General features: G+C 50.2%; 19 protein-coding genes, 3 tRNA genes and 1 pseudogene. 15 read left to right on the top strand and 8 right to left on the bottom strand.

Features of this window, described 5'->3' with window-relative positions; genetic code table 11:
* The first annotated feature begins 98 nt into the window (after positions 1-98).
* Together ACMYUL_RS14580 and ACMYUL_RS14575 are read left to right on the top strand one after the other, a co-directional pair.
* Positions 99-1,226, top strand: a complete 1,128-nt coding sequence (locus ACMYUL_RS14580; protein ID WP_415771395.1) for a Gfo/Idh/MocA family protein — start codon at positions 99-101, stop codon at positions 1,224-1,226.
* Positions 1,220-1,882: an NAD(P)H-dependent oxidoreductase gene (locus ACMYUL_RS14575; protein ID WP_415772987.1), complete on the top strand. Its 663-nt coding sequence runs from the start codon at positions 1,220-1,222 to the stop codon at positions 1,880-1,882. The genes ACMYUL_RS14580 and ACMYUL_RS14575 overlap by 7 nt, the downstream gene beginning before the upstream one ends.
* Before the next feature lie 57 nt (positions 1,883-1,939).
* On the opposite strand, the pseudogene ACMYUL_RS14570 reads toward ACMYUL_RS14575, so the two are convergent.
* The 4 genes and pseudogenes from ACMYUL_RS14570 to ACMYUL_RS14555 form a co-directional block, all read right to left on the bottom strand.
* A pseudogene (locus tag ACMYUL_RS14570) lies at positions 1,940-2,905 on the bottom strand (IS30 family transposase).
* A gap of 171 nt (positions 2,906-3,076) precedes the next feature.
* Positions 3,077-4,396 carry an MFS transporter gene (locus ACMYUL_RS14565; protein WP_415771393.1) on the bottom strand — a complete coding sequence of 440 codons (1,320 nt, stop codon included), beginning with the start codon at positions 4,394-4,396 and terminating at the stop codon, positions 3,077-3,079.
* A 155-nt stretch (positions 4,397-4,551) separates the two neighbouring features.
* Positions 4,552-6,009, bottom strand: coding sequence for a TrkH family potassium uptake protein (locus ACMYUL_RS14560; protein WP_415771391.1), 1,458 nt, complete (start codon positions 6,007-6,009; stop codon positions 4,552-4,554).
* A 635-nt stretch (positions 6,010-6,644) separates the two neighbouring features.
* Complete coding sequence (locus ACMYUL_RS14555; protein WP_415771389.1) at positions 6,645-7,964, bottom strand: DUF445 domain-containing protein; 1,320 nt, start codon at positions 7,962-7,964, stop codon at positions 6,645-6,647.
* Positions 7,965-8,406: 442 nt separating this feature from the next.
* Here ACMYUL_RS14555 and dld point away from each other — a divergent pair, with 442 nt between their 5' ends.
* Together dld and ACMYUL_RS14545 are read left to right on the top strand one after the other, a co-directional pair.
* On the top strand, positions 8,407-10,098 hold the full coding sequence (gene dld, locus ACMYUL_RS14550; RefSeq protein ID WP_415771387.1) for a D-lactate dehydrogenase: 1,692 nt from the start codon (positions 8,407-8,409) through the stop codon (positions 10,096-10,098).
* A gap of 150 nt (positions 10,099-10,248) precedes the next feature.
* Positions 10,249-10,611, top strand: a complete 363-nt coding sequence (locus ACMYUL_RS14545) for a DUF2628 domain-containing protein (protein ID WP_415771385.1) — start codon at positions 10,249-10,251, stop codon at positions 10,609-10,611.
* A 160-nt stretch (positions 10,612-10,771) separates the two neighbouring features.
* Here the strand turns inward: ACMYUL_RS14545 and ACMYUL_RS14540 are convergent.
* The 4 genes from ACMYUL_RS14540 to ACMYUL_RS14525 all read right to left on the bottom strand — a co-directional run bounded on the left by ACMYUL_RS14540 (position 10,772) and on the right by ACMYUL_RS14525 (position 12,314).
* Positions 10,772-10,848: transfer RNA gene (locus tag ACMYUL_RS14540), tRNA-Asp, on the bottom strand.
* A 32-nt stretch (positions 10,849-10,880) separates the two neighbouring features.
* Positions 10,881-10,956 (bottom strand) — tRNA-Val (locus ACMYUL_RS14535).
* Positions 10,957-11,059: 103 nt separating this feature from the next.
* Positions 11,060-11,653, bottom strand: coding sequence for a GTP cyclohydrolase II (ribA, locus tag ACMYUL_RS14530; protein ID WP_070513122.1), 594 nt, complete (start codon positions 11,651-11,653; stop codon positions 11,060-11,062).
* The gene (locus ACMYUL_RS14525; RefSeq protein ID WP_415771383.1) at positions 11,646-12,314 is read right to left on the bottom strand and encodes a hypothetical protein; all 669 of its coding nucleotides are present in this window, start codon (positions 12,312-12,314) and stop codon (positions 11,646-11,648) included. The genes ribA and ACMYUL_RS14525 overlap by 8 nt, the downstream gene beginning before the upstream one ends.
* Positions 12,315-12,447: 133 nt before the next feature.
* On the opposite strand from ACMYUL_RS14525, the gene ACMYUL_RS14520 reads away from it, so the two are divergent.
* The 11 genes from ACMYUL_RS14520 to ACMYUL_RS14470 all read left to right on the top strand — a co-directional run bounded on the left by ACMYUL_RS14520 (position 12,448) and on the right by ACMYUL_RS14470 (position 20,838).
* Positions 12,448-12,532: transfer RNA gene (locus ACMYUL_RS14520), tRNA-Leu, on the top strand.
* Between the two features lie 197 nt (positions 12,533-12,729).
* Positions 12,730-13,953 (top strand): tyrosine-type recombinase/integrase, encoded by a 1,224-nt coding sequence (locus ACMYUL_RS14515; RefSeq protein WP_415771381.1) that lies wholly within the window; start codon positions 12,730-12,732, stop codon positions 13,951-13,953.
* A gap of 443 nt (positions 13,954-14,396) precedes the next feature.
* On the top strand, positions 14,397-14,918 hold the full coding sequence (locus ACMYUL_RS14510; protein ID WP_415771379.1) for a DUF6387 family protein: 522 nt from the start codon (positions 14,397-14,399) through the stop codon (positions 14,916-14,918).
* Positions 14,919-15,112: 194 nt separating this feature from the next.
* Positions 15,113-15,316: a helix-turn-helix transcriptional regulator gene (locus ACMYUL_RS14505; protein WP_016687841.1), complete on the top strand. Its 204-nt coding sequence runs from the start codon at positions 15,113-15,115 to the stop codon at positions 15,314-15,316.
* A gap of 73 nt (positions 15,317-15,389) precedes the next feature.
* Positions 15,390-15,629, top strand: a complete 240-nt coding sequence (locus tag ACMYUL_RS14500) for a helix-turn-helix domain-containing protein (protein ID WP_016687842.1) — start codon at positions 15,390-15,392, stop codon at positions 15,627-15,629.
* A 16-nt stretch (positions 15,630-15,645) separates the two neighbouring features.
* Entirely contained in the window at positions 15,646-16,344 is a 699-nt protein-coding gene (locus ACMYUL_RS14495; RefSeq protein ID WP_016687843.1) for a hypothetical protein, read from the top strand.
* 68 nt (positions 16,345-16,412) lie between these two features.
* A complete protein-coding gene (locus tag ACMYUL_RS14490) occupies positions 16,413-16,952 on the top strand; it encodes a terminase small subunit (protein WP_016687844.1) in 540 nt (179 codons plus the stop codon).
* Positions 16,953-17,239: 287 nt separating this feature from the next.
* Positions 17,240-17,578 carry a hypothetical protein gene (locus ACMYUL_RS14485; RefSeq protein ID WP_016687845.1) on the top strand — a complete coding sequence of 113 codons (339 nt, stop codon included), beginning with the start codon at positions 17,240-17,242 and terminating at the stop codon, positions 17,576-17,578.
* A 142-nt stretch (positions 17,579-17,720) separates the two neighbouring features.
* Positions 17,721-17,936, top strand: coding sequence for a hypothetical protein (locus ACMYUL_RS14480; protein ID WP_016687846.1), 216 nt, complete (start codon positions 17,721-17,723; stop codon positions 17,934-17,936).
* On the top strand, positions 17,933-19,054 hold the full coding sequence (locus tag ACMYUL_RS14475) for a primase-helicase zinc-binding domain-containing protein (protein WP_415771375.1): 1,122 nt from the start codon (positions 17,933-17,935) through the stop codon (positions 19,052-19,054). The genes ACMYUL_RS14480 and ACMYUL_RS14475 overlap by 4 nt, the downstream gene beginning before the upstream one ends.
* Positions 19,051-20,838 carry a DUF927 domain-containing protein gene (locus ACMYUL_RS14470; RefSeq protein WP_415771374.1) on the top strand — a complete coding sequence of 596 codons (1,788 nt, stop codon included), beginning with the start codon at positions 19,051-19,053 and terminating at the stop codon, positions 20,836-20,838. The genes ACMYUL_RS14475 and ACMYUL_RS14470 overlap by 4 nt, the downstream gene beginning before the upstream one ends.
* Positions 20,839-21,267: the final 429 nt, after the last annotated feature.

Here is a 21,267-nt window from a genome sequence, read left to right as displayed (position 1 = left end):
GCCGCTTCGTCAAATTTTTCATGATTTTAGGTATCGGTTGAGGGCTGATTTCTCTATAATCTTTTTCCGTTTTTTATAACTATATACGTCGTCTGAAAATGTCTGAAACCATTCAAAACCGCAAAATCAAATTCGCCTTAGTCGGCTGCGGCCGTATTTCCAACAACCATTTCGGCTCGTTTGAAGTATTGCAAGAAGATTGCGAACTCGTTGCCGTGTGCGACATCGATCCTGCCGCGCTTGAGGCGGCGGTCAAGCACACCGGTGCGAAAGGCTATGCCCGCTATACCGACATGCTTGCCGAAACCGATGCCGACGTAATCGTCATCACCACGCCTTCCGGCTTGCATCCCGAACAGGCAGTTGAGGCATTGGAAGCGGGTTTTCACGTTGTCACCGAAAAACCGATGGCTACCTGCTTTACTGACGGCGAACTTATGGTTCAAGCTGCTGATAAAGCGGGCAAACGCTTGTTTGTCGTGAAACAAAACCGCCTCAATGCCACGCTGCAACTGCTCAAACGCGCGGTCGCAGAACAACGCTTCGGCAAAATCTATATGGTGCATTTGAATGTTTTTTGGACGCGCCCGCAGTCGTATTACGAGCAAGGAGGCGGTTGGCGTGGCACTTGGAAGCTGGACGGTGGCGCGTTCATGAACCAAGCCAGCCACTACGTCGATTTGATGGAATGGCTCATCGGCCCGGTGGCGGAAGTGCAGGCGATGATTGCGACCCACCGCAAAATTGAAGCCGAAGACACAGGCGTGATGAACCTCCGTTGGCGCGATGGCACACTCGGTTCGATGGCAGTGACCATGTGTACTTACCCGAAAAACCTCGAAGGCTCGATTACCATTTTGGGCGAAACCGGCACGGTACGCATCGGCGGCATGGCGGTGAACGAAATTCAGGAATGGAATTTTGCCGACGAGCGCGATTACGACGAACAGGTCAAAACCGCCAATTACGAAACCACGTCGGTGTACGGTTTCGGGCATCCGCTGTATTATCGGAATGTTGTCGATGTGTTGCGCGGCAAGGCCGAGCCTGTTGTCGACGGGCGCGAAGGCTTGAAATCGCTGGAGCTGATTAACGCCGCCTACCTTTCTGCACACAACCGTCAAACGGTTTCGCTGCCGGTGGCGCTGCAAACGTTGCGAACGTTTGACCATTCTGATTGTCCGAAAGGAAGCCCCTTTCATACTCAATCAAAGGAATCATCATGATACTGACCCGCGAACAAGCCCTCGAAATTTTCAAACGCCGCGTTTCCGTTCGCTACTACGATCCCGCGCGCAAAATCAGTGCCGAAGATTTTGCCGCCGTCCTTGATTTCGGCCGCCTTTCGCCCAGCTCCGTCGGCTGCGAGCCGTGGCAGTTTGTGGTTGTGCAGAACACGGCATTGCGCGAAAAAATCAAACCCTTCGCTTGGGGGATGCAGGCTTCCATTTCGGATGCCAGCCACGTCGTTTTCCTGTTGGCACGAAAACACGCCCGCTACGACAGCCCTGCTTTTGAAGAACTGATGGACAGACGCGGTCTGAGCGCCGAAGAGAGGGAGGGCGCATTTGAACGCTACCGCCGTTTCCAAACCCACGATATGCCCATCGCCGACGACGAACGCGCCTTGTTTGACTGGGCAAGCAAGCAAACCTACATCGCGCTGGGCAATATGCTCACCGGCGCGGCGATGCTTGGCATCGATTCTTGCGCTATCGAAGGCATGGAGTATGCCGAAGTGGAAAAAATCCTTGCCGAAGCCGGATTGCTCGATCCTGAGAATTACGGCTTATCCGTCGCCGCAACCTTCGGCTACCGTGTGCGCGACATTACCCCGAAACCGCGCCGCGATGCGTCGGAAACAGTGATTTGGGCGGAGTAGGGCGCGTAGCCGGATTTCAATGAAATAGGTCCTTGGATTCGGATTTCAAGTGCAACACTAGTGTATCAGTGGTTTGAACAGATTCAAGAATAAAACACTTGGTGTTTCGTAGCCAAGTGTTTTTCTTGGCCGGTGGTTCAACTCATCTTGAACCCTGCGTATCTCCCGATCACTGATGTTTCGGAAATCGGTTTGTTTGGGGAAATATTGTCGGATGAGTCCGTTGGTGTTCTCATTCAGCCCTTTCTCCCAAGAATGGTAAGGGCGGCAAAAATAAGTCTCCGCTTTCAATGCTTTGGCTATTTTGGTGTGCTGGTAGAACTCTTTGCCGTTATCCATGGTGATGGTGTGGACTCTGGCTTTATGTGCCTTTAATACCCTAATGGCTGCCTAGGCAGTGTCTTCGGCTTTGAGGCTATCCAATTTGCAGATGATGGTGTAGCGGGTAACGCGTTCGACCAAGGTCAATAATGCGCTTTTCTGATCTTTGCCGACGATGGTGTCGGCTTCCCAATCGCCGATGCGGGTTTTCTGGTCGACGATGGCGGGTCGGTTTTCTATGCCGACGCGGTTGGGCACTTTGCCTCTGGTCCATGTGCTGCCGTAGCGTTTGCGGTAGGGTTTGCTGCATATTTTGAGGTGTTGCCACAAAGTGCCGCTGTTGCTTTTGTCTTGGCGGAGGTAGCGGTAAACGGTGCTGTGGTGGAGTGTGATTTGGTGGTGTTTGCGCAGGTAGGCGCATACTTGTTCGGGACTGAGTTTGCGGCGGATAAGGGTGTCGATGTGCTGAATCAGCTGCGAATCGAGCTTATAGGGTTGTCGCTTACGCTGTTTGATAGTCCGGCTTTGCCGTTGTGCTTTTTCGGCGCTGTATTGCTGCCCTTGGGTGCGGTGCCGTCTGATTTCGCGGCTGATGGTGCTTTTGTGGCGGTTAAGCTGTTTGGCGATTTCAGTGACGGTGCAGTAGCGGGACAGGTATTGGATATGGTATCGTTCGTCTTGGGTCAGTTGTGTGTAGCTCATGGCAATCTTTCTTGCAGGAAAGGCCGTATGCTACCTCATACTGGCCTTTTTCTGTTATGGAAAGTTGCACTTCAAATGCGAATCCGCCGTCGTCTGAAAGTGTTGTTTGACTTCGGTGAAGTGACACTTTCAGACGACCTTTTATTTGGTGGGATGATTTTAAAAACGGCGTTATCCGTTGATGTCTTCCAGCGTCCTGCCTTTCGTTTCTTCGCCCAATATCAACACGACGGCGACAATCAGCAGCATAACCAGCGCGAACATCATGAAAATATTGCTGAACCCGCTGCTGCCGCCAATCATCGCGGCAACCGCCATAGGCGCAAGAATGCCGCCCACCCGTCCGATTGCGCCCGCCCAACCGGAGGCGAAGGCACGGAAGCGGAGGGGGTAAAGTTCGGGTGTGTAGGTGTATAAAACGCCCCATGCGCCGAGGTTGAAGAACGACATCAGGCTGCCCCATGCCATGACTTCGGAGGCGCTGCTGCTTTGTCCGAAAAACCACGCGCAGACGGCACAGGCGGCGAGAAAGCTCGCTAAAGTCGCTTTGCGCCCGATTTTTTCCACCAATGCCGCCGCCGCGATGTAGCCGGGCAGTTGCGCGACTATCATCACCAGCACATATTCAAAGGTTTTGACCACCGTGTTGCCTTGTTCGACCAAGAGTTTCGGCAGCCAAGTAAAAATGCCGTAATAAGAAAAGACGATGCCGAACCAAACCAGCCAAAGCATCAGCGTGCGCCGTGCGAAAGGCTGTTGCCATAGTTGTATGAAACGGATGCGCTGTTTTTCCTGTTGCGGCGGTGCTATGGCTGTCGCGGCAGGCGTTATGCCCGCTTCCTTTTCCAAGAGGCTGACCAGCCGGTGCGCTTCGTCCGTTTTGCCTTGCGAGAGCAGGTAGGGTACGGATTCGGGTATGAATTTCAACACCATCGGCACATACAAAATCGGCAGCGCACCGATTAAAAACGCGCTGTGCCAGCCGGTTTGCGGAATAAAGAAATACGACACCAAAGCGGCAGAAAGCCAGCCCAAGCCCCAGAAACTTTCCAGCAATACGATAAAGCGTCCGCGTACTTTCGGCGGCGCATACTCGCTGATCAAGGACACCGCGACGGGAAGCTGTCCGCCCAGTCCGACGCCGACGAAGAAGCGGAAAAATAAAAGCGCGGACAGGTTGGGTGCAAACGCGCATAAACCTGTTGCCACGCTGTACACCGCCATCGTCCCGGCAAAAACGGTTTTCCTGCCGAAGCGGTCGGCAAACCAGCCGCTGATAACCGCGCCCAGTGCCATGCCGACAAAAGAGATGCTGACAATCCAGCCCAATTGCGTAGGCGCAAGCGACCAGTCTTTGCCCAGCTCGGGCAGGATAAACGACACCAGCCCCGTATCCATCGCGTCAAACAGCCAGCCGATGCCGACCAGCACCAAAAGCCTGTAATGAAACTTGCTCGGCGGCAAGTTTTGAAGGCGGGTAAGAATATCCATCGTACTTTCCTTTGCTTTTTTGTTTGGATGTTGTGGGTTAACGTAGAGCCGCTTCTTTTTAAGGCTTGCTGCTTGTATTCATCAGTCAGATGCAGTTCGCCCGATAACGAAAAGGTCGTCTGAAAACCCGCACCCCGTTTTCAGACGACCTGTCTTTATTTTTTCCAATAAGCCGGTGTCAGCAAGATCAACACCGTAAAAATTTCCAAGCGTCCCAGCAGCATGACGGCCGAACACAGCCATTTTTGCACATCGCTCAATACCGCATAGCTGCCCGCCGGTCCGACTTCGCCCAAGCCCGGTCCCGCATTGGTGATACACGCGATGACGGCGGTGAAGGCGGAGATAAACTCCATCCCGCTTGCCATCAGCAAAAAGCTGAACACAATCGTCGTCATGAAATAAATCGAAATAAACGCCATCACTGTCAGCGCCATGCGGTCGGGAATCATGCGTCCGTTGACTTTGACCGTGCGCACCGCTTTCGGGTGCAGCAGAATCATCATCTCGCGCAGGCTGAATTTGAACAAGACCAACGCCCGCACGTTTTTAATGCCGCCGCCCATAGAGCCGGAGCTTGCCAACAGGTTGGACAGGAAAAACATCCACAGCGACACGATCAGCGGCCATTGCGCGAAATCCGTGTTGGAGAAACCGCTTGCCAGTCCGATGGAGACAAAGTTGAAGCTCACAAAACGCAGCGAATCCCCAAAGGTTGCATAAAAATCCTTCTGCCACAGATACACCGCCGACATCAAAATACTGCCTGCCAACAGCGCCAGCAGTACGCGGCATTCCTCGTCCCGCCAATAAGATTTGAGCGAACGTCGTGTCAGTGCCGTGAAATGCGTGGCGAAGTTGATACCGCCCCAGAGCGTGAAAAACATAATCGCCCATTCGACGGTCAGCGAATCAAAATAAGCGATGCTGGCATCGTGTGTCGAAAAACCGCCCAGCGATACCGCCGACATCGCGTGGCAAAGCGCGTCAAACCAGCTCATCCCTGCAAAATGCAGCGTCAAAAAAGCCGCCGTCGTCGTCATCGTATAGAAGAACCACAGCTTTTTTGCCACCTGCGAAATGCGCGGTGCCATCTTGCTTTCTTTGTCCATTCCCGGAATTTCAGCCTTGAAGAGCTGCGTTCCGCCCACGCCCAACATCGGCAGAATCGCTACCGCCAGCACGATGATACCCATGCCGCCCAGCCAGTTGAGCATATGCCGCCAAAAATTTATCGATGGAGCCAGCGTGTCCAAGCTCGTCATGACCGTCGCGCCGGTCGTCGTCAGCCCCGACATCGCCTCAAAAAACGCATCGGTAAAACTGATGCCTGGGATGTGAATATAAATCGGCATTGCCGCCACCAGCGCAAACGCCAGCCACAACATCAAAACCAACGTAAACCCGTCGCGCGGGCGCAGCTCGCGGCGGAAATGGAAGGTCAGCAGCCAAACCGCGCAAGAGGTCAGCGTCGTTGCCAAAGCCGTGTAGGCAAACGCAGGAAACGCGTTGTCCAGAAAAAAATACGACATCAGCGTCGGTACTGCGAGCACCATGGAAAACAGCAGCCCCAGTCTGGACAAAACGTGGACAATAGGAAGGAACTTATACATATCAATCTTAAATAGGGGTCGTCTGAACGGCGTAATATAGTAGATTAACTTTAAACCAGTACGGCGTTGCCTCGCCTTAGATCAAAGAGAACGATTCTCTAAGGTGCTGAAGCACCAAGTGAATCGGTTCCGTACTATCTGTACTGTCGGAGGCTTCGTCGCCTTGTCCTGATTTAAATTTAATCCACTATAGGTTTGAAGTTGCCGTCCATATCTGCCTGAGAAATTCACATTCATGCCGTCAAAAGCGGCCGGGAAACTTTCAGACGACCTGTTTCACAGACCATCCTTAGCAGGCAGGAACAAAAATTCGGTCCGTAATTTTATCAAATTAGGCAAATGGCGTTGTTGATATTTTACAGTCGGAAAAAGCAGGGGGTCGTCTGAAAACGGCAGCTCAATCGACATAGACGGACAAAGCAGGGATAAAATGCCGATCGCTTTTTGCGCCGTTGAGCTTTTCAGACGACCCCTTTTCATATAGTGGATTAACAAAAATCAGGACAAGGCGACGAAGCCGCAGACAGTACAGATAGTACGGAACCGATTCACTTGGTGCTTCAGCACCTTAGAGAATCGTTCTCTTTGAGCTAAGGCGAGGCAACGCCGTACTGGTTTAAAGTTACTCCACTATACTATCCCGCCAGCCACAGCGATACCGTATAAATCACCAGTCCGACCAGACCGCCGACGAGCGTGCCGTTGATGCGGATATATTGCAAATCCTTGCCCACGCTCAATTCCAGTTTTTCCACCATCAGGCGGCTGTCCCAGCCTTTGACTTTGTCCGCGACAAATAAAGCAGCTTTGTCTTTATAGCGCATCACAAAATCCCGAACCAAAAGCGAAATCCGTACATCCGCCCGCCGCATAAATTGCGGGTATGCTTGGGCTTGCGAACGCATATGATTCAGCAGCTTTTCCAGTTGCGCTTGGCACAAAGAGTCTTGTTTTTCCACATCTTCCCGCGCCCAGTCCAGAATGCCGCGCCATAAGGTCATGATTTGACGTTGCAGGGCGGGCGATTGCGCGAGCTGTTTTTTGAATTTGTCCAGGCGGCGGTGCCACAGGCGCGATGTGGTCAGGCGTTCTGTCAGTTCGTCGTATTGCACCAAGAATTGTCGGCGCAGCGCGTTGTCCTGCTTGTCCGCGGTCGCCAAATAGCCGTCTATCCAAGCCAACGCTTTTTCTGCCGCCCAATCATCGACTTTTTCCACCAAGGTCGATTTCACCGCCGCTTTAAGCCTGTCCCAAGTTCCGGGATTGCCGCCTTCGATTTTCGCCGCCCATTCGCGCAGATTCTGCTCCAACATTTCGCGGGTTTCCGGCGTTTTCAGCCAACGCCGAATCTGACGGAGCAGGCTTTCAAACGTTTTTTCGTGCACCCCTTGCGCTTTCAGCAGCCGCAAACCGTCGGCAAGCGTGTTGCCGATTTGTTCGCCGCTGTAACGCTCTTCCAGCAGCATTGCGGTAAAACGCGCCGTCTGTTCCGGTTTGGCGATGGCAAGCAGCGTCGGAATCTGTTTGGAAAGCCACGGCAGCCAATGTGATTTCACGTCTTCGCCGTCCAGCCATTTCAATAATTTATCGCTGGGCTGCGCTTGATAAATGCGCATGGCGATGGGTTTGCCCTGCAAAAAATTATGTTCGATAAATCTTCCCAATTCATCGCCGATACGCGCCTGATTGCGCGGCAGAATCGCGGTATGGGGAATCGGTAGCCCGAGAGGTCGTCTGAAAAGCGCGGTTACGGCAAACCAGTCCGCCAGCGCACCCACCATCGCGGCTTCGGCAAACGCTTTGACAAATCCCAACCAAGGATATTGGCGCACATAAACAGCGGAGGCTGCAAACAGCCCGCACGCCGCAAGCAGCAAGCCCGTCGCCCAACGCCTGCTTTTTGCCAACTTTTTGCGCGCCTCATTTAAGCGGACTTGTTCCGAAAGGGTGTGCATTCCTTGTCCTTTTTTTGAAAATCGGGATTTTTGAGTGGGTGTGTTTGATCAATCGGATTATACGCTGGATTGCCTAATTTTTAATCATTGTATATTTTGGTTGTAAATAGAATAAGTTAGCTGACTTTTCCACAGACTGCACACACAAAGGCAAACACAGTATGTGACTAAACCGACAAACTGCCCATTTTTTAAGCACTATATTTTTTTATTTGATTATCAAAAGGTAATAGAACTTATTCACAGGCTGTTCACATCGTTCGGCAAAGAAATTGTGTATAGCGGCGAAGATAGTCAATTAAAGGGTAGGGCGTGCGGACGGATGGTGTGGATGGTTTGCAGTATTCCTTGCCGGACCGTATTCAGACGACCTTTACTTTACCGTGTCCCGTTACTACAATCACTATTTTAATCCAATAAAACCAGCCCCAAGGAGCGCATTATGAACGCCTCGCAATTAATCAGCAGCCTGACCCAAACCGTCGGCGAAAAATACATCATCACCGACCCCGCGAAAACCGAACAATACCGCCAAGGCTACCGTTTCGGCGAAGGCAAGGCGTTGGCGGTGGTGCGCCCCGGAACTATTCTGGAAATGTGGAAAATTTTGCAGGCCTGCGTCGAAGCGGACGTGATTGTGATTACGCAGGCTGCGAATACCGGTTTGACAGGCGGCTCGACCCCCGACGGCAACGATTACGACCGTGACATCGTGATTGTAAACACCATGCGGATGAACATCATCCAAACCATCAACAACAACGAACAAGTCGTCTGCCTGCCCGGTTCGACCCTGAACCAGCTCGAATTGCTGCTGAAACCTTTGGGACGCGAACCGCATTCGGTCATCGGCTCTTCCTGTATCGGCGCATCCGTTTTAGGCGGCGTGTGCAACAACTCTGGCGGCGCATTGGTGCAGCGCGGCCCTGCCTACACAGAAATGGCGCTGTTCGCCCAAATCAACGAAGAGGGCAAACTGGAGCTGGTCAACCATTTGGGCATAGATTTGGGCGACACGCCCGAAGAAATCCTGACCAATCTTCAAGGTCATCATTATCAGAGAAAAGACATCACGCAAGACGCGGGCAAAGGACACGACCACGCCTATTGCGACCATGTCCGCCAAGTGGACGAGCCGACCGCCGCGCGTTTCAATGCCGACCCCGCGCGCCATTACGAAGCGTCCGGCTGCGCGGGCAAACTGATGGTTTTCGCTGTCCGCTTGGACACTTTCCCGCAAGAAAAACAAACCGCCGTGTTCTACATTGGCACCAACGACATCAACGAGCTGACCGACATCCGCCGCGCCGCCTTGGGCGAATTTGAAAGCCTGCCAGTTTCCGGCGAATACATCCATCGCGACGCTTTCGATATTGCCGACGTTTACGGCAAAGACACGTTCTACGTCATCAAAAAATTCGGTACGCACCAACTGCCGAAATTATTTGATTTCAAAGCCAAAGTTGACCGATTCGGCAAAAAAGTCAGCTTCCTGCCTAAACATTTTTCCGACAAGGTCATGCAGTTCGTCAGCAAATACCTGCCTGACCACCTACCTAAATCCATGCGCGATTACCGCGACAAATACGAACACCATTTGATTTTGAAAATGGGCGGAAAAGGCGTCGATGAAGCGCGCGCGTTCCTGAAAGAATATTTTGCACACCACGGCGGCGCGTTTTTCGAATGCAACGCCGAAGAAACCCAAGCCGCCATGCTGCACCGTTTTGCCGTCGCTTCCGCCGCCATCCGCTACCGCGCCGTGTATGACGACGAAGTGGAAGACTTGGTCGCGCTGGACATCGCCCTGCGCCGAGACGACCGCGACTGGTTTGAAAAACTGCCGTCGGAAATCGACAATAAAATCATCCACAAACTCTACTACGGACATTTCATGTGCCACGTTTTCCATCAGGATTACATCATCAAAAAAGGCAACGACTGCATGGCATTGGAACACGAAATGCTGCATCTCTTAGACCAACGCGGCGCGCAGTATCCTGCCGAACACAACGTCGGACATTTATATGAGGCCAAACCCGCGCTCAAACAGTTCTACCGCAAACTAGACCCGACCAACAGCTTCAATCCGGGCATAGGCAAAACCAGCAAGAAGAAAAACTGGGCTGAATGATAAGGTCGGGATGGTATAAGTGAATGAAAGGTCGTCTGAAAACTGTATTCGGTTTTCAGACGACCTTTTATTTTGTAATGACTCAACTTGTTAATGTATTCTGATAGAATTATGACGCTAACGTTTTAAGGCATAAAGGCAAGGTGTTTAATGAGGCTTTACAAGATTTTTAAAGATCCTATGAACCAGTACGAGGCGGTCAAACAAGGCTGGTCTTGGCCTGCATTTTTCTTTTGGGCTATGTGGGCTTGTGTGAAACAAATGTGGGGTTTGGGAATTAGAATTCTTGTCACGTTTGTTGTGTTAAGTTTATTAGCTGGTCAGAATGAATTGTTGAGGGCAATCAACAGTCTTCTTGGTTTCAGTGTTTTTCTTGCGTTTGGCATGTTCGGTAATACTTTGCGTGAAAAAAATCTGGTTAAACACGGTTATGTAGAATTACCTCAACTTATTAACGCTGCTAACCCTGAAGCTGCAATTGCCCAATATATTGCTGAATATGGTAACAAATAAGGCTTTTGGGGATATATAAGGTCGTCTGAAAACAAACCTAGCGTATTCTATTCAAACGCTTAACCTGTTTTCAGACGACCTTTTTAAAATTGAGTATCCAAAATATAAAATGCAGCGGCCAAAAATAAAAGCACCGACAAATCGGTGCTTTTTTTAAATTTGGCGCGGCGGACGGGGCTCGAACCCGCGACCCCCGGCGTGACAGGCCGGTACTCTAACCAACTGAGCTACCACCGCGCATCATTGTTTTGCAACAATGAAAGGAAACTTGGTGGGTGATGACGGAGTCGAACCGCCGACATTCTGCTTGTAAGGCAGACGCTCTACCAACTGAGCTAATCACCCGAGAACTCGGGATTAAACCAAAAAACCTCTATCAGGGCAAGCCGTTTGTTTTAAGATAAACATATTTATTTGAATATAAATAATAAATAAGTTTAGTATTGTCTTAATCAAAAATCATATGTCCCAATTTGTCCGCTTTGGTGTGCAGATAACGTTCGTTTTCCACATTTTCGCCGACATGGAGCGGAATACGTTCGACGACATTGATGCCTGCACCTTTCAAAGTCTGAATCTTTTCAGGATTATTAGTCAGCAGCTTGACGGCACGGATATTCAGATGGTCGTAGATTTGCTTGGCAAGCGTAAAGTCGCGTGCATCAACGGGGAGTCCGAGTGCGAGGTTGGCTTCGACCGTATCCATCCCTTCGTCTTGAAGCCGGTAGGCACGGATTTTGTTGATTAAACCGATACCGCGCCCTTCTTGACGCAAATAAACGATGACACCGCGCCCTTCTTGCTGAACCGCTTTCATCGCCGCTTCAAGCTGCGGACCGCAGTCGCATTTTTTGGAAAACAGGGCATCGCCGGTCAAACATTCGGAGTGGATGCGGGTCAGAACGGGGAGATCGTCTGAAAAATCGCCCATCGTCAAAGCGATGTGTTCTTGTCCGTTCGGTTCTTCAAAACCGTGCATAGTGAAGTCGCCCCATTCGGTCGGCAGACGGCAGGAGGCGACGAATTTCAAGCTATTATTCATGTTCTTCTTCCTTGTCTTCGATGCCTACCAATGCTTTCAGCGGCTCGGCAAGTGCCAACGCCAGCGCCGACCAATCCGTTTGGGCTGCTTCATCGGCTTGATCTTTACCAGCAAATTCAACGTGGACCACGCCTAAAACCGTACCGTTTTGAGTAGCCACAGGAATGGACAACTGGCTTCCGCTCCCCTCGTTCCGGCTGCCTTGGATTTCGTCAAGCGAAAGCCAATAGGCAATATCGTTGGCAATATTCATCCAACCGCTCTGCGCCGTACGGCAGGCAAGGTAAACCGTACCGTTTTCTTCATGCACCGCCAACAGGTTCTCCAAAGGCTCGCCTTGTGCCGCGATACGAACCAGTCTTGCATGCGGTTCGCTTGGAATGTGGATGTAAACCGCCGCGCTTTTGACAGCTTTTGCGCGACTGAATACCGAATCCAAAGCCATGAAAACCTGTTTGAGCAAAACTTCATTTTCCGGTGTTTCTTCGATATGGTTCGCCAGCTTCCAACCGTCTTCTTCACGCCATAAAACCGAGCGGTCAATCGAAGCATTGCCCATATCCATCACCGTCTTCGCGGTCAGATAAGCAACACGAAGGTCGTCTGAAGACAGCTTCAAACCCTGTGTCTGTAAAAAATCCTGAATCAGTAAAACAGGCATGATGTTCCTCTTTGATATTAGTGTGTTCCGGCAGATAACCGACCTGCCATTATATCGGTCGGAATAAAGCAATTTCAAGCCAAAGATTGTTTGCAGAGCAGGATACTTTGTGTATAATTCCGAGTTTCATCACGCGGACGTGGCGAAATTGGTAGACGCACCAGATTTAGGTTCTGGCGCCGAGAGGTGTGAGAGTTCGAGTCTCTCCGTCCGCACCACCTAACCCCTTTCAGGGGTTATTTTTTTGTCTAATCAAATCTAACGCAGTAATCAAGATTCAATACTGGTAAGACTTTCAGGCTAATAACCCCCTTGCCAAGTGTCTAAATACCCCCAATGCCGTATAATTGAATAAACCAAAATATGGGGGTATGATTTGGGGAGTCTGACAACACCCCCTAAAAACATACCCCCAATGCCCCTGAACGACCGCCAAATCAAAGCCGCCAAGCCGTCTGATACTGGAAAGAAAGCCAAGTTATTTGACGGGGGCGGCCTGTATCTTGAAGTTACCCCAGCGGGAGGAAAAGTATTCCGCCTGAAATACCGTATAGACGGCAAAGAGAAAACTCTTACTATCGGGAAATATCCGACCGTTTCACTGGTAGAAGCCTGCCAAGCCGCCGAAAACGCCCGCCGCATGATTGCACAAGAGCAAGACCCATCAGCTATGAAGCAACAGGCCAAACAGGAGCGCAAGACGGCCTTACTGAACACCTTTGCCAACGTTACCAAAGCATGGCATGAGAAAACCACCAAGCGCAAAAGCTGGAAGCCTAATCATGCCGCCCGTGTTTTGCGGTACTTTGAAACAGATGTTTTCCCTATTATTGGGGAAACGCCTATAAACAAAATCGGGAAAAAAGAGATAAAGGCCGTATTGGATAAAGTAACAGAGCGGGGCGTATCGGAAACCGCCGAAAAAATCAGGCAATGGATAGGCGCGGTGTTTACCTATGCCGGTTATGAAGAATTGACCGACCGAAACCCTGCCGCGTTACTGAAAGGCTATATAGAGCCAACAGAAAGCAAAAGAATGCCCGCCCTACCCCGTGAAGAATTGCCGGAGTTTTACCGCCGCCTGATACTGGCAGATTGTGAGCAACAAAACAGAATTTGCGTAATGTTGATTATGCTTTGCTTTGCCCGAAACAAAGAGATACGCGGCGGCCAATGGCAGGAAATCGACTTTAAGCGCAAAACATGGACGATTCCCGCTAATCGTATGAAACGGCCACGAGATCACACAATCCCCTTGTCTGATTGGGCGATTGAGCTATTAAACGAACTACACGCTATAACCGGCGAAACACCCTTTCTATTTCCAAGCCCTAAATCCGAAACTGGTTACATCAGCGAAAATACAGCGGGCAAAATCATCAACGGCATGGGTTATTACGGGATAGCCACCCCGCATGGTTTTCGCTCGCTTGCAAGCAGCGTTTTAAATGAACAAGGCTTCAATCCTGACGCGATAGAGCGACAACTTGCCCACATTGAAAACAACAAAATCCGCGCCGCCTATAACCGCGCCGATTATCTGAATGAGCGCAAAGAGTTTATGCAATGGTATAGCGGCTTTTTGCGGGAACGGTATAACCAAGCATTGCAACTGATCCGAGATGGCAAGACTGGTTAGAGGTCGTCTGAAAATATCTGCTTCGAGTTTCGGAGTTATTTTTGCAATACTAATTTAAGAAAGTAAAAGATGAAAAAGCCTAATTATTGCCCTGATTGGTTTGATATTAGCTTGTATGATGGGTTGTCTGATTTTTCCCGAGATGAATTAGCAATGGCATTATGGTTAAGAAAAATAAATCATAATCGCATAAAAAAGAGATAAGTGCCAGCAGCCATCTTACAGAGCAAGAAAAAGAAACTGCAAAGGCAGACGCTTTAAACTGGCTGAAATGTTGCGCTATTGAGTGGGTTGCACAGCCTATTGAATACAAAAATAGAGGTAATAAAACAAATTACAATCCACTAGAGATTGAAACAGATGTTCTTGCTGATGTTACATGGACAGATATAGCTAGGATTTACACTGAATCATATGTAACAATCCCTGAAGTAAGGCAATTCGTGCAAGAAACGCGCCAAACGCTGGAATTATGTATTAAAAATCTTGAAACTGGAGCAAATATACATACAGACTGGCTTTCCCCCGATAATATTCTGCCGGAGGATATGCCGCAACAAGATATACAGGCGATAAATAATCTGTTTCGTGCGCCTGTTTCCCCAACTTTAAGTTACAGCCCTATGGTTTTTATTGACTTATCAATGAGTGATGAAGTACTTGAGATGGCATTTAAGCAGAAGCTGAAAGAACTTAGACAACAAGAAGAGCGAGGAAGGACGCGCCGTTTTTCAGATGCTGAAATCAGAAAAATGATAGATTATCGCATTTTTGCTTTTATGGATTTATACGTTTACAGCCTTATCGTAGAACGCAAATTTACTGATGTTGAAATGGCGGCAATGATTTACCCGCCAAGCGATAATTCACCGCTTGATTTTGATGCGGTAGATAGGATTGCAAGAACTGTGAGACCTAAAGCAATGGAGCTTTTAGAAAAAACAAATGCCCGCCTTTTACTGTAATAACCCGATTTAATTTATACCCACATGAAAAAATAAAAATTCATGTGGGCATTTTTTTATCTGAAAATTTGCACACATGAAATGTTTTTATTTTATAACACCATGAAAATAAGAATATTTGTGCATTTTATATCTATGTAGAGCCGGTTATATTTGTACCTGTCATATAACCCCGACTAAGAAAGGCAAAGCATATGAATACCGTATTAAGAGTAAACGATACCGCCCGCGTTATGGGTGTTTCACGGGCGACTATTTGGAATTGGGCAAACCCTAAGAGCCGCCATCACCGCCCTGATTTTCCTAAGCCTATCAAACTTTCCGAAAATATTACCGGTTGGCTTTCCAGTGAGATTGAAGAGTATCTCGGCAAACTGGCAGCCAAACGCGAAGAGTAGGCAAATTGATTTATCAGGCGCAAAACAAATGCCGCCTGAACGGACATTCAGACGGCGGAAAGGAATCACTTGTATGAAGAACTATTCTACCAACTGCAAGGCAAAAACGCCAAGTCAAAAAGAGCGCGTTTTATCCCGATTGAAACAGGGCAGCGTTACATCATGGGAGCTTACCCAAATGGGTATATTAGGCTACAACACGCGCATCATGGAGCTTCGCAGGGCGGGGCATGACATCGTTACCGTGATGGAAGAAGTAACCAACCAATTTGGCGAAACCGTGAAACGCGGACGGTTTGTATTAATCAATTAAATCAGGAGCTTTAACTATGAATATCGAATATACAAAGACAACTTTTGAGACCCGTCAAAAGTTACTGAAAGAAGAAGAGGATAAATGCAGCGAACTGACCGCCCAAATTGAAGCGGCGGAAGCTGGCGTTACAGAAGCGCAGGCGGTGATCAATGAATTTGCAGGGCTGCGAAACAGACGCAAAGGCATATTTGCCAATTTATTGAAAATGGGCAAACCCACAAACAGCGAAGAAGCCAAAGGGCTTGATTCAGAGATTGCCGCCAAACGCGAAGAAGCAGACCGCGCCGCCGATATGCTGGAAGCGCAAAAAGAACTGCTGGAAAGCCTTTTTAATGAACGTCTCCAACATCTGAACCGCATTTCAGAGCTTCGCAATTTACTGGCCGTTTCCCGTTATGAGATGTTTATCATCGACATAGAAGAGACCCACTTGCCCGAATATTTGGAAGCCGCGCGCGCCTATACCAATGCCGCCGCGAAATTGGTGGGAATCGGTAAAGCCGCCGCGCTGACGAGAATGAAGCTACAAGAAAACGGTTTGCGGGTTGATTGCCCGTCCTATGGGCAATCCATGCCAGATAGAATCATTGATTTACGTTTGCCCGGCTTCTTCAACATGATGGCCGGCACAAGCGGAGAAGAAAACGCCATTTTCGACATCTTGGAGGATATGGAGAAAGAAAAAGAAGCGGCTTTGGACAATTTGAAATAGCAACACTCAAACAGCCGCCCAAAGGCTGAAAAACAGCTATCGGGCGGCGTTCTGAAAGGATTAAGGACATGACCCCGAAACAAGAACAGTTTGCCCGTCTGTATGTGGAAACGGGCAATGCGAGCGAAGCATATCGGCAAGCCTACAACGCCGACAACATGAAGCCTGAAACGGTAACGAATGAAGCCTATAAGCTGCTTCAAGACCCCGATATTTCCGCGATGGTGGACGGCTTAAAGGAAGAAGCGCGGCAACGACACGCGGTAACGGTGGGCGACCTGTTGCACGAATTGGAACAGGCACGGGCGGCGGCACTGGCAGCCCCTACCCCGCAAAGCAGCGCGGCGGTATCGGCAACGATGGGCAAAGCAAAAATGCTGGGCTTGCTGGTGGATAAGGCGGAAATCAAGGCAGAGGCGGAAGTCAGCACGAAACAGGAAAAATACCCCCCGCCGTTAACGGACGATGAAATGAGGCAAGTCATGGAAGATTTTTTTCACAAGCCATACAGTGAAATCACGCTTGAAGACATCATCGGAACCGTTGGAGAAAATACGGAACGCATCGGGTATGTAATAACCATGATTATCGTGGGTAAAAAATTTTAGCCGTCTGATGCAAAAATCATTTGACAAATCGAGCCTTGAGAATCAGAATTTAGGTTCTCTCTCAAATCGTATAGCCCAAATCAGCAGGGTAAACGCTGATTTTTTATCGCCAAAATTCTTTCACGGGCGTTTGTAATGTTATTAAACGTTAGCATTTCAGACGACCTATCACGAGTTATGGCGGTGTGTGGTATCGGTAACGCCCACGCCTGACTATACGCAGGAGAGAGCACCGCCCCCCTATTTCGGGCATTTCTCAAATCTCAAAACGTATAGGAGCATTTCAAATGCAATCTTCAAATTCTATCCAAATCCAAACCATTCAAAATCAAGCCCAAACGGTAACCATCCCCTTAGAGCTGGCAAACGACGCAGCAGATGCCTGCTTTTACGCAGACCGCGCCGCCGAAAACCTTGCCGCCATCCTAGACGCAGCCGAAATCCTGACCGATATGGCTATCGACCAACAAACTTTCTCTTTAACCGTCCGAAAACTCATCAAAGCCGCCAAAAACGAAGTGGAGACGCTGGCAGAGCTTCACTCTTTCAGCCTGTTTAAAACGGCAGCGGATTTGAATGACGAAATCTGCAGCCAAATCCACAGCCAAACACGCGGCGCGAAATAAACCCCAAACCCCGTAAAACCTAAACCGCCATGCCGCCTATTTCAGACGGCATAGGGCAAACTTCGCCCTAGTGTTTTCATAACTAATTGATTTTATTAAATTCATGTTTTGAACCACTGGAGGCAGAGCAAAGGATAAAACCATGAAACAGACCAATAAATCCGACCGTTTCCGCCGGTATCTTAACCGCGCCTTGCTGGTGTTTTGGGTGTTGCTTTTGGCTTTGGCAATCCGAGCCTGTAACCAGCCCGCCCATGCAGAAACAGAGCAGGCAATACAGACAACGCCGACCATATGGGAGACCGACCCGATGGCGGGGGTGGTTTTAGAACCTGTAACAGGGGAGATGGAACAATGAAACCGACCTATCAAGACATCAAAGCCGCCGCGCAATACCGCTGGCAGGAAATTCACGCCGCCATCGGCATAGACCCGCGATACCTGAAAAACAAACACCAGCCTTGCCCCGCGTGTGGAGGGAAAGACCGTTTCAGATATGACGATAAGGACGGCAACGGCACATTCATTTGCAGCCATTACCACAACGGCGCGGGCGACGGTTTCGGCTTGGTAATGCATTACCTGAATTGCGGTTTTGACGAGGCATTGCGCGCCGTAGCGGGCGTGTTGAACATGGGCGGGGCAAACCCCTTACCGATACCGCCCACACGCCCGCAGAAGCAGCCACTCCCCGAAAAAGACCAAATCGGCAAACTTGCCGCATTGTGGAACGGGGCAGATCCGATAACCGCCGATTCCCCCGCCGTGCAGTATCTGAAATCACGCGGTTTGGATATGGCGCAATTACCTGAAAACGTCCGTTTTCTGAGAGAGGCGGATTATTGGACGATGGGGGAAGATGCGCCGCTTTTCATCGGTCGTTTTCCCTGTATGGTTTGCGCCATCCGCGATACAGGCGGCGAGCTTCAAGGCTTGCACATGACCTATTTTCAGACGATCCATGACAAGCCATACGGAGAAGACGGGCTACACGCCCCGCATTATCGAAAACTGGCAATCAAACATCCCGAAACGGGCGAAGCCCTGCCTGCCAAGAAAATGCAAAGCCGCAAACAGGGCAGCATTTCAGGGCTGGCGGTTCACTTGTTACCCACCCCTGAAAACGGACGGCTTGTCATCGCAGAAGGCATAGAAACCGCCCTTGCCGCCCGCGAACTGTTCCAAGCCCGCGATTGGGGCTTATCCGCCGCCTTGAGCGCAAACAGCATGGCGAAATACCGACTTTCAGACGACCTCAAGGAAATCGTGATTATTGCCGATAACGACACCCCGCGCCCCGTGGGTTTCAAAGCCGCGCATGATTTGGCAGTCCGAGCCATCAAACAGGGCATCAAGGCGCGCATATGGCAGAGCGACACACTGGGCTATGACGCATTGGACGAACTGAAAGAAAAAAGGTCGTCTGAAAACCAATCAGACAACCTGAAACACACCATCGGAGGAAAAGCAGCATGAAAAATACCGAAACAGCGAAGCAGGAAAGTACCCAAGACTACAACATCAACGACATCGAACCATACCGTCCGCGCCCCCGCTTCGATACCGACCATCGGGGCGTATGGTGGATAAACGTCAGGACAGGCAAAGACGGCGAAGCCATCGAAGCAGAGCCGCTATTGCTTTCCGACCCCATCGACATCATCGGCACGGGGCAGGACAACGACGGCGCGTATTACCGCGTTATCCGCTGGCAGGACAAAATCACACGCCAAACCAAGACCGCTGCCATCCCGCAAGCGGAAATCGGCACGGTTCAAGGCTGGCAGCGTTTGCAGAGTTACGGCTTAACCGTCATGAGCGGGCGGGCAAAAAGGGAAAGACTGGCAGATTATTTGCAGACACAGGGCAGCCGTACCGCCTTTACCATTACCGACCGCGCGGGCTGGCACGGCGACACCTACATCATGCCCAGCGGCGAAACCATCACGGCAGACGGCAAAACCCCCGCCGTCATCTACAACGGCGACACCAGCCAAGCGGCGGCATACCGACCAAACGGAGAGCTTGGCGACTGGCAGCAAAATATCGCCCGATACGCAGCGGGAAACAGCCGTCTATGCTTGGCATTGGGCGCGTCCTTTGCCGCCCCCTTGCTGTCCCTGTTGAGCGAAGAATCAGGCGGCTTCCATTTGACGGGCGATTCATCCGACGGCAAGACCACCGCCGCAAAAGCAGCCTTGAGCGTATGGGGCAGACCATCGGGCAGCCTGTTGTCTTGGAGCGGTACGAAAATAGGCTTTTCCAATACCGCCGCCGCCCGCAATGACGGCTTGCTGGTGTTGGACGAAATCGGGCAGGCAAGCCCCCATGTCATCGGCGACACCGTTTACAGCGTCATGAACGGAATCAACAAAGTACAGGGCGCAAAACAGGGCGGCAACCGCGCCTTGAGCCGCTGGAAAGTGATGATGTTCTCGACAGGCGAAAAGACCCCCGATTCCATCCTGAAACACCACAAAGGCGATTGGAACGCAGGGCAAGCCGCCCGTTTGCCCAGTATCAGAGCCGCCGCCCGATACGGCATTTACGACACCTTGCACGGCTTCGAGAGCGGCGCATTATTGAGCGAACATATCGCCCAATCCGCCGAACAATATCACGGAGCGGCGGGCAGAGCGTTCATTCGACAGCTTTCAGACGACCTGGAGCAAGCCAAACGGCAGGCAAACGAGCGCATGACCGCATTTATGGAAACCATCCCCGAACTGTCAGGACAGGCGCGAAGAGTGGCAAAACGCTTTGCCCTTGCCGCCGCCGCTTTGGAGCTTGCCGCCCCCGTTACCGGTTTAGCCGCAGGCGTAGGCATGGCAGGCGTGAAACAATGCTTTGACGAATGGCTGGAAGTCAACGGAGCGGGGAAACACGAAGACCGCCGAATCATCGAGCAGGCGGAGGACTTTATCGACCTATACGCGTTAGGTATGAGGTTTACGGATTGGAGCGATAAAAGCACCAATAAAGACCATGCAGGCTATCGGAAACAGGAGGGGGAGAAATTAGAATTGTGGGTAATCCGCCGTGTCTTTGCCGATGAAATCGCCCAAAGTTTCGATGAATTAAAAGTTTGCCGTGTGTTGTTAGACGGGGGATTGCTGAAAATACAACCACAAAAACAAAGGCTACCAACACCAGCGCAAAGGGAGCGGCTGGTATTATGTTCTGACCCCCGATATGGAACTGGACGACTGACCGTTTGCATGAGGTTAATTCAAAACGCCCACCAAGCCCGCCATGACTGATACAGGCGGGCTTTTTTACGTCCATTACTTCAGGTAAACCATTCCATACGCCATAAAACCGATGGCAAAGCCCCCAATTCTCGAAAATTAGGGCTATTCAACCCCTACCTAATGCCAATCCATACCCAAACGGTAAAACGCGCTTATAGCGCAATTACGCCCTGTTTCTGCTATGACCGACAAAGACAGACGAGGAATAAATAATTTCAAGACCAATACGCGCGCGCGAGCCATACAACGAATTTTTAGAGTCCATAAAAAGGGAAAGAAGACCAGGACGCACGGACAGATAAAACCCTATGCGCGAGACAAAATCACTTGTTACCTTTGTTACCACAAAACTTAACATTTATAACCATATGAATATCAATATAAAAATAAAGAAAAAACGGTAACAAATGAACATAAATTTACTTGTTACCGACTTGT

It is taken from the genome of Neisseria sp. CP9 (assembly GCF_047758525.1).
In the GTDB taxonomy this organism is placed as follows: Bacteria; Pseudomonadota; Gammaproteobacteria; order Burkholderiales; family Neisseriaceae; genus Neisseria.
This window is presented reverse-complemented; position numbering and strand designations above follow the sequence as displayed.